Source organism: Bacillus sp. AF62 (assembly GCF_050312695.1).
GTDB classification, from domain to species: domain Bacteria; phylum Bacillota; class Bacilli; order Bacillales; family Bacillaceae_G; genus Bacillus_A; species Bacillus_A cereus.
Genome location: NZ_JBNPJZ010000012.1, coordinates 114068 through 126234, shown reverse-complemented (window position 1 = coordinate 126234; position 12167 = coordinate 114068). Strand labels below are relative to the sequence as shown.

The following is a 12167-nucleotide window of genomic DNA, read 5'->3' as shown; positions in this document are numbered from 1 at the left end:
GGATCAAACTCTCCAATAAAGTTAGTTTGTCTAGCATCTAAAAATAAAAATTGACGTTTCACGTTGTTTGTTTCGTTCAGTTTTCAAAGAACTACTTGGTCGCTCATTTGCGACTTCCTTATGTTAACATCTTCATTTTTCAATGTCAACTAAGTTTTTCAATTTCTTTTTTGTCGTTTTCTGCGTTTCCGCATCAGCGACGGTTATTAATATATCATGCAGTATATACAGGGTCAATACTTTTTACAAAAAAATTTCACATCCCGTTAAAAACTTAAAAATCATTATAGCACCCATTCATTCTTCATGGCTCCTCTCCTATCCATTTCATATCTTATCTCTTTATCAATTTACACGAGAGTGAAAATTCTAAATTTTATGTTATATTATTATTATAGGAGTGTGGTGAGAATGAGCATTAAGTATTCAAACAAAATCAATAAAATCCGGACCTTTGCATTAAGTTTAGTATTTATCGGCCTCTTCATTGCATACTTAGGTGTCTTTTTCCGCGAAAACATTATTATCATGACAACTTTTATGATGGTTGGCTTTTTAGCTGTTATCGCTAGCACTGTCGTTTACTTTTGGATTGGTATGTTATCTACTAAGACTATCCAAATTATTTGTCCAAGCTGTGATAAACCAACAAAAATGCTCGGCCGTGTCGATGCATGTATGCACTGCAATCAACCTTTAACACTAGATCGAGATCTAGAAGGAAAAGAATTTGATGAAAAGTATAACAAGAAGAGTTATAAATCATAAGTATCAAGGGAAATACGAGTTTGCAACACTACAAACGTTTCAACTCATTAAAAAGTTGATTTATTAAGAAATCAACTTTTTAATTGTTTTATTAAATTTATTACACCTATTTTTTCGAAATAACAGTAAACATCCCTGTCATGTTAGGCGAATAATCTTTAAAATCATATTTTTCGTAGAATGACGTTTTCCCTTGCGACGCAAACAAACCAATGAATGCTTTATCTGGAGCATTCTGATTTAAGTATTCTACTAAAGTATTCATTATTTCCTTTCCAATACCATTCTTTTGATACTCTGGATGAACCACTATATCTTGAATATAGAAATAGATAGCCCCATCACCAACAATTCTGCCCATGCCGATGATTTGATTATTATCCTTGACTGTTATACAGTAAATCGAATTTTGAAGTGATATTTCCACCACCTCAAAGTTCATATAATTAGTCCATCCCACAGAATCACATAGATATTTATATTCTTCCAATGTTGGAATGTCACTTTTAATCTCATATTTCTTCAAAATGTCCCCTCCAAGAATTCATTTCCACCAATACAAAGTAAATTCGACAAACTTTTATCTAACCCTTCTTACTAACTTAGCACTGTAAATCCCGATTAACCTCACGCTAATCCTTATATAATAAAGAAAGAGGCTGACGTATAGCCGTCAGCCTCTTTCTTTATTATATATTACGCCTTATGACACTCTGGACAAACGCCATAAATTTCTAAGCGATGACTATTGATAACGAAGCCTGTCGTTTTCGCAGCTTCCTCTTCCAGCTTTTCCAAGCCTCCATAAGGAAAATCAACAATCTTACCACATTTTTCGCAAATCACATGATAATGTTGACTTGTAACATAATCAAATCTACTTGAAGCGTCTCCATAAGTTAATTCCTTTACAAGTCCAACCTCTTTAAACACACGTAAGTTATTATAGACAGTTGCAACACTCATATTTGGAAACTTACCTTCTAATGCTTTATAAATATCATCCGCTGTTGGGTGCGTCATTGATTCCACAAGGTACTCTAAAATAGCATGACGCTGTGGAGTAATGCGTACACCCGTATTTTTCAGCATTTCTAGCGCTTCTTTTAATTCTTCTTTGACCACCGTCATGCACCCCGATTCTATACGGATTATTATTTTATAATTCTTATAAAGAGTGTACTCCTTTTCTTATAAATCGTCAATATTTCTACTATAAGTATGTGGTTTATTTTTATATTCAGGACTTGTTTTTATGTATCTTTCCCTTTTTCTTCATATATTACATAGAAAAAAGTGCGACATAATCGCACTTGGAATACTATCATCTGAGGAGGTATGCCCTACACTTCCACTTTATGTAAGGCAGTAAAATATGTATAGACACTTGCCTTGTTTCTGCATATTTTATCTCCAACGTAGATTTATTTTATATAAGAAAGAACATCCTCAATATGTCCTTTCACTTTCACTTTACGCCACTCTTTTACAAGTTCACCGTCTTTATTAATAAGGAATGTAGAACGCTCGATTCCCATATACTCTTTCCCAAAGTTCTTTTTTAACTTCCAAACATCGTATAACTCTGCTACTTTATGATCTTCATCTACTAAAAGTGTAAATGGCAATTCATGTTTCTCAATGAATTTCAAATGTCTATTCGCTGAATCAGGACTTACTCCAAGAATAACCGTATCCTTCTCTTGAAATACTCCATACGCATCACGAAAATCACATGCTTCAGTTGTACATCCTGGCGTCATATCTTTCGGGTAAAAATAGAGAACTACATTTTTACCGCGAAAATCAGCTAGGCTAACTTCTTCTCCGTTACTTCCCTCTAATGTGAATTCTGGTGCCATTTCTCCTACTGTAATCATTGTTATCACTCCTACTCTTTTCCTTTACTATAACAAATGCTTCCTTATTTTTCATTGTCTATTACAGACCTCATCACAAAAGCAAAAGGGAGTGTATATCCAATTAGCGCTTCTGCAATTGCAATCCATCGCCCAATTCCAATCGGAGATATGTCACCATATCCAACAGACAATAAAGTAACTGCGCTAAAATATAAACAAACTTCAACGAGTTGAAAAGAATGAACGTTCAAACTTTCTCCGTCCTCTTTCAAAACTGCGAAACCCATTTCCTCTAATACAACGTAACTTAATCCAAACGCGATCAGTACTGTTGTATAGATCAAAAATAATGTGGCCAAATTATACAGCGAAAAAAAACGCGTTGAATCTGAATAAGAACTCCATAATAATTGGACACTTTTCAAAATAGCGATTGCTGCAATTAATAGAATAAATCCCCATAACATGTCCTCCACCTCATTTTATATGTATGAGGTGGAGGACTGATTTATCCCTTAGAAACGAACAAGCTTCTATAATTAATTACCCGCGCCACGGTATCTTTTTACTCCTTGGTTCCAGAGGTTGATTGCAATCGTAAAACAGATAACACCAACAAGTGGCGTCGCGAATGCATAACTACTCCATTCTGTTTTTCTTAAAAAGTATGCTGCTGGATATACTCCAACAAACGCGAACGGTAAAACAAACGTTAAAATGAAACGAATTACACGATTATAAATATTAACAGGATAGCGCCCGTAATTACCTATGTTATACATAAGGGGCATAATTGAACTTTTCGCATCCGACCAAAAACCAAGGCTCGCAAGCGTAACAAATATCCCTCCATATACAAGTGCTCCTCCTCCTACCATCAATATAAATAAGAAGAAATCATACCAGTAAAAAGATAATTGTAACTCCACAGCTGCATATCCCATTACAACAATCCCTGTAATGGCTCCAATTAAAGATTCAAGTTCCATTCTTTCTAATATAATTTGAAATAGGCTATGGATCGGTCGCGTTAATACACGATCCATCTCCCCTTTAATAATGTATCGATCATTAAAATCCCATATATTAAAGAAAGCTGAAAAGATGGCAAATGGTACTAAAAAGAAACCATAAATAAAGATTACCTCTTCTCGACTCCATCCCTTCAATGCTTGTGTATGCCCAAATACAACGAGAATAAATATTAAATTAACTGCTTGAAGCGATAAATCAGAAAGTAAACCAACGATAAAATCGCCTCGATACTCCAATTTCGTTTTTATATATTGACTTGCATATTGTAAAAATAAGTTTATATATAGCATCTCATCATCCCCCTTGTACAATTAGACGTTTTCTCGCCGTTCTCCACATGAGTACAATTGGAATAATAAGTACAATTGCCCAAATCACTTGAAATACTAAAGCCTCATACAACTTACTCCCCTGTATACCTTCAGAAAAAATCATACTTGGAATATAACTAATAGCCTGAAACGGTAAAAACATCATTGCTTTTTGGGCCCATAACGGATAAAAACTAATTGGTAATAATAGACCTGAAAATAAATCAATAACAACGCGTTTTGCATACATAATTCCACTATTATTAAATAAGAAAAACGTAAGCATTCCCGTCATTAAATTAATTTGTGTATTAATAATAAAACTAAATATTAAAGATAAGAAGAAATATAACCACGTTTGAAAATTCGTTGTAATTTGCAATGAAAATAATAGCGTAACGATCACCATGCCCGGGATGGAAAAGAATGCAAAACGGAATATCCCCTCGCCAAGACCTTGCATAACTTTCATACCTAAATAGTTGTAAGGACGAATTAATTCTACAGCCACACGGCCTTCTTGAATTTCCATCGCAATTTCTCTATCTATATTATTAAAATAAAACGCACGTGCCATCCACGCGATTGCGATATACGTAGTCATTTGCGAAATAGATAAACTTTCAATATTCTCTTTTCCGCTATAAATTGCTTGCCACAAAAAATAATATGCGCCGATATTAATTGTATAAATTAAAATCCCGCTATAATAGTTTGTGCGATACGCAAGCATCATTAAAAAGCGAATTCGAATCATTTCAATATACTTACCCATGCGTAATACCTTCTTCATAAATGTTACGAATAATTTCCTCTGTAGACACTTCGTTAATTTTTAAATCTTTAATTTGAAATGCTTGTACTACTTTAGAAATAAGCATTGAAATAACAACTTCTTCATTCGGAATTTTTGCAACCCATGCGTTTTCCTCTTTCGCTTTCGACCAAACAACATGATTATCTGGCATAACCATTGATAAAGCCTGATAGGAAACTGGTGCAACAAACTGAAAGTGTATTTCCTTCTCTGCTCCCCACTGCGTACGAAGATTTTTTAAAGAACCGTCATACATAATATTTCCTTCATCCAGCATGATAACACGCTCACATAAAGCTTCAATATCCGTAATATCATGAGTAGTTAATAAAATTGTTGTTTTATAACGTTCGTTCATTTCTTTTAAAAATTCACGTATTTTCAATTTCACAAGTACATCTAACCCAATTGTTGGCTCATCTAAAAATAATAACGGTGGATTATGAATTAAGGCTGCTGCTAATTCACAACGCATTCTTTGACCAAGAGATAATTTTCGAACTGGTTTATCTAATAAAGGCCCTATATCTAACGTTTCAATTACGTGCTCCATATGCTCCTTATACTGAGCGTCTGATACACCATACACTTTCTTTAATAAACGAAACGATTCTTGGACTGCAATATCCCACCAAAGTTGCGAGCGCTGTCCAAAGACAACACCAATTGTTCTTACAAATTCTTCTCTTTGTTTATGTGGATTCATTCCATTTACTGTGATTTGCCCTGATGTCGGAGTCAAAATCCCCGTAAGCATTTTAATTGTTGTTGATTTACCAGCACCGTTCTCACCGATATAACCAACCATTTCACCTTGCTTTACAGTAAAAGATACATCATTTACTGCTGGTACTATTTTATAATTACGATTTAATAAATCGCGAAATGCACCCTTTAAGCCCGGACGACTTGAATAGGCTGTAAACTCTTTACGTAACCCTTGTACCTCAATTACCGATTTCATAATCGGACCCCCCTCCTAAATGTCACAACGAATAGTTTACCCAACTGCCTTCGCTATCACAAACAATACGTCTTTTCGAAAAACATGTTAGAATAATACATAGATTTTTGTAAGGAGATGAATTGTAGTGAAATTCACAAAGTCAGAAGCATTACATAAAGAAGCTTTAGAGCATATCGTTGGCGGTGTTAACAGTCCTTCTCGTTCTTTTAAAGCAGTTGGCGGCGGCGCTCCTGTTGCTATGGAACGCGGGAAAGGCGCTTATTTCTGGGATGTAGACGGAAATAAATATATCGATTATTTAGCAGCATACGGTCCTATTATTACTGGACATGCTCATCCGCATATAACAAAAGCAATTACAACAGCTGCTGAAAATGGGGTACTTTACGGAACACCAACAGCGCTAGAGGTAAAATTCGCAAAAATGTTAAAAGAAGCAATGCCTGCATTAGATAAAGTCCGTTTTGTAAACTCTGGTACAGAAGCAGTGATGACAACGATTCGTGTTGCTCGTGCTTATACAGGTCGCACAAAAATCATGAAATTTGCTGGTTGTTACCACGGTCATTCTGATTTAGTACTTGTGGCAGCTGGATCTGGTCCTTCTACTTTAGGAACTCCTGACTCAGCTGGCGTACCACAAAGTATCGCACAAGAAGTTATTACCGTTCCATTTAATAATGTAGAAACTTTAAAAGAGGCGTTAGATAAATGGGGTCATGAAGTAGCAGCTATCCTTGTAGAACCGATTGTTGGAAACTTCGGTATTGTAGAACCTAAACCAGGATTCCTTGAAAAAGTGAATGAACTTGTTCACGAAGCTGGCGCACTAGTAATTTACGATGAAGTTATTACTGCTTTCCGCTTTATGTACGGTGGTGCTCAAGACTTACTTCGTGTGACACCTGACTTAACAGCGCTTGGTAAAGTTATTGGCGGCGGGTTACCGATCGGTGCTTACGGTGGTAAGAAAGAAATTATGGAACAAGTTGCTCCGCTTGGACCTGCATACCAAGCTGGTACAATGGCAGGAAACCCTGCTTCTATGGCATCAGGTATCGCTTGTCTAGAAGTGCTTCAACAAGAAGGACTTTATGAGAAATTAGATGAACTTGGTGCAATGCTTGAAAAAGGAATTTTAGAGCAAGCAACGAAACATAATATCGACATTACATTAAACCGTCTAAAAGGAGCTTTAACTGTATACTTCACAACAAATACAATTGAAGATTACGATGCCGCACAAGATACAGACGGTGAAATGTTCGGTAAATTCTTCAAGCTTATGCTTCAAGAAGGAGTTAACTTAGCACCTTCTAAATACGAGGCATGGTTCTTAACGACAGAACATACAAAAGAAGATATTGAATATACAATCGAAGCTGTCGGCAGAGCATTTGCTGCCCTAGCAGACAATAAATAATCCCGTCATTAAAAGGAAAAAAGAAAGCTCACCTTTCTTTTTTCCTTTTTTCTATTTCATAAATCCCGTATTAATAGTATAATTATTCATAATTATCTGTTTTATATTCTTTTACAGCATTACTATCTCTGTGTACAAGGTGATTTGCACCTTAAATAGTAAGATTATTCTAACTTTTATAAGAGGGGGGATTGACGGATGCTCAATACAAAAAATACATGGACACCGTCTTTATTTCGAGATTATAGAAATGCAGAACACGATGCGTGTGGAATCGTTTCCGTTATGGAGAAACGAAAAATTGCTACCAAAGAAAACATTGACCTTTGTATTCAATCACTCGTCAAAATGAATCATAGAGCTGGTTTCATTAATGGTGAGGGCGATGGCATCGGCATTCACATTGATGTACCAAAAGCGATTTGGAATGAAAAACTAAAAAGTAGCGGATATAATCCAACGATTGTGGATCATCCCCACTTTATCGTTGGACATTTTTTTCTAAATAAAAAAGAAAACATTACTATCTTAAAAGATTATATTCGTACGCAATTAAACAACAAAAATTTTACAATCATTTTCGAAAGTGATGATGTAACAAACTCCGATGCACTCGGTCCACTTGGTAAACAAGAAGAACCTTTATTTTGGCAAGTTGCCCTTATCGCAGAAAACGAAATTACAAATATTGAGCAAACATTATTTTCTGTCACAATAAAAATAGAGGAAAACGAAGCAATTCATGTTGCTTCATTAAGTCGTGATCATGTTGTATATAAAGTTCTAGGTGCTGGTGATACACTTGTTGCCTACTATAATGATTTACAACATCCACTTATCGCTTCAACTATGACATTAGGACATAACCGCTACTCTACTAATACATTATCTAATTTTTTTCGTGTACAACCATTTAGCATTCTCGGACATAATGGTGAAATTAACACAATCGCAAAATTACGCGATCAAGCTGAAATGATTGATGTACCACTTACTGCTGGAGGCAGTGACTCTCAAGATTTAAACCGCACCTTAGAAACTCTACTTGTTCAATACGACTACAGTTTATTTGAAGCAATGGAAATATTGTTCCCTCCAATTATTAATGAAATTAAACTTTATGAAACACCTTTACAAGATTTATATACGTATATACGTGAAGCATGGGGACATTTTGCACAAGGACCAGCTGGCATCATTTCCCGTTTTAAAGATGAAGCTGTTTTCAGTGTTGATTCCCTTGGATTACGCCCAGTCTGGAAAGTAGAGACAGAGAGCTCTTATATTTTCTCTTCTGAACCTGGAGTTGTATCACCAACTAAATATGTAGCAGAACCAAAACCACTCGCCCCTGGAGAAAAGGTTGGATTAAAATGGAATGAACAAGATGAACTTGTTCTTTATGAATATGACAAATATCAAATCCAAGTATATAACCGTCTTAAAAAGCGAATTGATACTACCAATTACCATTTAAATTTATCTATCCCTGAAACGAAAAAAATCCAAGGGCTATGTGATTCTGTTCAAGTTGAAACGAAACAATACGTCGCTTTCGGATGGGACCGAGAACATATTCAGCTCCTTGAACAGATGGCAACAAAAGGCGTTGAGCCCATTCGCTCACTTGGGCATGACTCACCACTTGCCGCACTCGATACTGATAGACGAAATATCGCTGACTTTATTAAAGAAAGTGTAGCTGTTGTTACAAACCCTGCAATTGACCGTGACCGTGAAATTGAACACTTCTCTACACGTACTGTACTTGGAGAGCGTCCAAGTTTATTAAGCGGCGCAAAACGGCCATTTGTAGTTGAAATGCTTTCACCAATTATTTTAGAAGGCAGCGTGGCACAACCTATTGCAGAGGAATTACACACAATTACGTATGAACAACTCATAGAGCTATTTATGACTCATAACTCTATCGCCACAATCTCTGCTACATTCAGTTCGTCAGAAACTCTGCAATGTGCATTAAGCCGCATTAGTTCTGAAGCGATAGCTGCTGTTAACAATGGTGCTTCTCTACTAGTATTAGATGACGCAAAAGCCCATCTAAATGAACGCTTGTGGATTGATCCACATTTAGTTACCGCTAAAGTACATCAAGCATTAAGTGAAAATAAATTACGCCGCAATTGTTCTCTCGTTATACGTTCTGGTGCCCTTCGCTCCTTACATGACATTGTAACGCTATATGGATTAGGAGCAGATAGTATTAATCCATATTTATTATTCGCGACTGTAAATGATGGAACAAAAATACCAATTACGAATCTGTATAATGCACTTAATAAAGGACTAGAAAAAGTCATTTCAACAATTGGAATTCATGAGTTACGTGGTTACGGACGTCTCTATTCATCTATTGGGTTACATGAAGAAATTGCAAATATATTACAAATTACAAATTTCTTCGGTTCAAATGATTTAGCTTTTTCACTTGAATCACTTACTGAAGATGCAAAAATACGAGCAGAGGATTATAACAATCCTAAAATTAGAATGCGAAAATCATTTCATATATTCCCGCGAATTTGGAAAGCAATTGGCGATGTTGCAAAAGGAAATTCTTATGATGATTACCGTGACAAGTTAAGTGAACTAGAAGAGAATAATCCAATCGCAATCAGACACCTTGTTCAAACGAAACAAACAAAACATGTCGTTCCAACTGAAGAAGTATCTATCGGCATTCAAAATCATAATTTACCATTTATTATTAGTTCTATGTCATTTGGTTCTCAAAACGAAATCGCCTTTCGCGCATATGCAGAAGCGGCCGATCAGCTAAATATGATTAGCTTGAACGGTGAAGGCGGCGAAATTAAAGATATGATTGGTAAATACCCACATACACGTGGACAACAAGTGGCATCTGGACGATTTGGAGTAAATGCCGAACTACTAAACTCATCAAACTTAATTGAAATCAAGATCGGTCAAGGCGCAAAGCCTGGGGAAGGTGGACATTTACCTGGTTCAAAAGTGACAGCCAAAATAGCTGAAGCACGTAATGCGACAATCGGCTCAGATTTAATTTCACCTTCTAATAACCATGATATTTATTCAATTGAAGATTTAGCTCAAATGATTACAGAAATTAAAACAGCTAATCAACTTGCCAAAGTAGCCGTGAAAGTCCCTGTCGTTCCTAATATCGGAACAATTGCTGTCGGTATCGCCAAAGCTGGCGCTGATTTTATTAACATTAGCGGATTCGATGGCGGAACAGGTGCTGCACGTATTCACGCATTGCAGCATGTAGGTCTCCCTGTAGAAATTGGTGTTAAAGCCGCTCACAACGCTTTATTAGAAGCAAGCATGAGACATAAAGTAGAGATTTGGGCAGATGGTGGTATTCGAAGTGTAAATGATGCCTTGAAAATCATGCTCCTCGGAGCAAATCGTATTGGATTTGGCACACTATCAATGATTGCAATCGGCTGTACTACTTGCCGTGGGTGTCATCTAGATACTTGCCATGTCGGAATTGCGACACAAATTGAGTCTGAAGCACAAGCAAAAGAACATGGGTTACGCCGCTTCGTTCCGCGCGAATTAGAAAGCGCAGTTGCTGGCCTGCTAAATTTATTCACCACTTTCGGTATAGAACTAAAACGATTAACAGGACAGCTTGGGTATACAAATTTACAAGCAATTGTTGGGCGTTCTGATTTATTAGAGCAAGTTCGAGGCGAAAATTTATTAAACTTACGTAATTTACTACAAATAATAGAACATCCATCTGTTACAACAACAGAAGGCGTACCGGAAAAACAATTTAAAACAGTTCATTCCGCTGACTCAAAAGAATTAGTAGGCGTTGGTGTAGAGCAACGCGTTATGGGTGGTCTAGAATCATGTTATCGCGTTCGCAGTAAACTATATGAAGCTACTCAACTTGAACCACTTACATTAAAGTATACGAATGGTTCTATTCCCGGAAATGGGTTAGGTGCTTACAATAGTGAAAATTTATTTATACACGTAAATGGCGGCGCACAAGATGGCATTGGTAAAACTTCCTTTGGTGGTGGGATTTATATAACGAAATCAAAAGGAAAAGACGGAGTATATTATAACGGTTCTGTCGGAAAAGGATTTGGATATGGCGCACAAAAAGGGGCACTATACGTACAAGGGAATGCTGATGCTCGCGCTGGCATTCGCCTTTCTGGGGCAGACATGATAATTGGAGGTAGAATAACAAAACCACTCCGTGAAAAAGAGCACGGAAATATAGGGGCATACTCCAATATTAAAGGGTTTGCTTTTGAATATATGACAAATGGGCGAGCGCTTGTTTTAGGTGACCCTGGTCCATGGATTTGCGCCGGCATGACTGGCGGTGTTGTTTATTTACGTCATGATTCAAACTTAGGCTTAACAGAACAGGCCTTAAAAAGAAGAATCGCAAAAGGGGCAAATGTTACATTACAACCAATTAGTAAAAATGGTTTGAAAGATGTAACTGAATTATTGCTAGACTATATTCGTGTACTAAACGAGCATGAGCAATATGAGGAAGTTGCTTTGTTAACCCCGTTATTAGATGATATACAGAACCAGTTTTTTGAAATTATCCCGAAAAAAGAACAGGCAGATCCATCTATCTCAACAGAGTGACATGAGTAATTTTCATTATTAAGAAAAAATTGACGAAGTACACTTCTCATAGTAATCTATAGTAACAATTTGAGACCTGCTGAAATTCAGCAGGTCTTTTTACTAAAAACTGATGTTTAAAAGAAATTAGGAAAAATTATAAAGTGAAACTTTAATTAGCCTACAGCAATTGAGCGTTTACCGGCATCCAGCTACTGAATTTAGAGGCGGGAATCTTACTGTTCACAATTAGCGCGATAAAATGAATACTAATTTCTTTTAACGTCACTAAAATATCACTTGCTAACATATTGTAATGAATGTATAGTATCATGTTGTACATTCATTATGACAAGAGAAAGGATCTTAT

At 36.3% G+C, this 12167-nt stretch carries 11 protein-coding genes; 3 read left to right on the top strand and 8 right to left on the bottom strand.

Annotation, left to right across the window (positions count from 1 at the left end):
* Positions 1-411 precede the first annotated feature (411 nt).
* Positions 412-768: a YgzB family protein gene (locus ACQRBL_RS02445; RefSeq protein WP_000025058.1), complete on the top strand. Its 357-nt coding sequence runs from the start codon at positions 412-414 to the stop codon at positions 766-768.
* A gap of 106 nt (positions 769-874) precedes the next feature.
* Here ACQRBL_RS02445 and ACQRBL_RS02440 read toward each other — a convergent pair whose 3' ends face one another.
* The 7 genes from ACQRBL_RS02440 to ACQRBL_RS02410 all read right to left on the bottom strand — a co-directional run bounded on the left by ACQRBL_RS02440 (position 875) and on the right by ACQRBL_RS02410 (position 5757).
* Complete coding sequence (locus ACQRBL_RS02440; protein WP_411996146.1) at positions 875-1294, bottom strand: GNAT family N-acetyltransferase; 420 nt, start codon at positions 1292-1294, stop codon at positions 875-877.
* A 170-nt stretch (positions 1295-1464) separates the two neighbouring features.
* On the bottom strand, positions 1465-1893 hold the full coding sequence (perR, locus tag ACQRBL_RS02435; protein WP_000237829.1) for a peroxide-responsive transcriptional repressor PerR: 429 nt from the start codon (positions 1891-1893) through the stop codon (positions 1465-1467).
* Between the two features lie 299 nt (positions 1894-2192).
* Positions 2193-2648, bottom strand: coding sequence for a thioredoxin-dependent thiol peroxidase (gene bcp / locus ACQRBL_RS02430; protein WP_000633711.1), 456 nt, complete (start codon positions 2646-2648; stop codon positions 2193-2195).
* Positions 2649-2692: 44 nt separating this feature from the next.
* On the bottom strand, positions 2693-3097 hold the full coding sequence (locus tag ACQRBL_RS02425) for a potassium channel family protein (protein WP_000964345.1): 405 nt from the start codon (positions 3095-3097) through the stop codon (positions 2693-2695).
* Positions 3098-3169: 72 nt separating this feature from the next.
* Positions 3170-3955: an ABC transporter permease gene (locus tag ACQRBL_RS02420; protein ID WP_411996145.1), complete on the bottom strand. Its 786-nt coding sequence runs from the start codon at positions 3953-3955 to the stop codon at positions 3170-3172.
* 4 nt (positions 3956-3959) lie between these two features.
* Complete coding sequence (locus ACQRBL_RS02415; protein ID WP_000521519.1) at positions 3960-4751, bottom strand: ABC transporter permease; 792 nt, start codon at positions 4749-4751, stop codon at positions 3960-3962.
* On the bottom strand, positions 4744-5757 hold the full coding sequence (locus tag ACQRBL_RS02410; RefSeq protein ID WP_000843653.1) for an ABC transporter ATP-binding protein: 1014 nt from the start codon (positions 5755-5757) through the stop codon (positions 4744-4746). Before ACQRBL_RS02410 ends, ACQRBL_RS02415 begins: the two co-directional genes overlap by 8 nt.
* A 127-nt stretch (positions 5758-5884) precedes the next feature.
* On the opposite strand from ACQRBL_RS02410, the gene hemL reads away from it, so the two are divergent.
* Together hemL and ACQRBL_RS02400 are read left to right on the top strand one after the other, a co-directional pair.
* Positions 5885-7183 carry a glutamate-1-semialdehyde-2,1-aminomutase gene (hemL, locus tag ACQRBL_RS02405; protein ID WP_000673247.1) on the top strand — a complete coding sequence of 433 codons (1299 nt, stop codon included), beginning with the start codon at positions 5885-5887 and terminating at the stop codon, positions 7181-7183.
* A 198-nt stretch (positions 7184-7381) separates the two neighbouring features.
* Positions 7382-11818: a glutamate synthase-related protein gene (locus ACQRBL_RS02400; RefSeq protein ID WP_000935316.1), complete on the top strand. Its 4437-nt coding sequence runs from the start codon at positions 7382-7384 to the stop codon at positions 11816-11818.
* Positions 11819-11978: 160 nt separating this feature from the next.
* On the opposite strand, the gene ACQRBL_RS02395 is transcribed toward ACQRBL_RS02400, so the two are convergent.
* Positions 11979-12131, bottom strand: coding sequence for a hypothetical protein (locus ACQRBL_RS02395; protein WP_153601216.1), 153 nt, complete (start codon positions 12129-12131; stop codon positions 11979-11981).
* Positions 12132-12167: the final 36 nt, after the last annotated feature.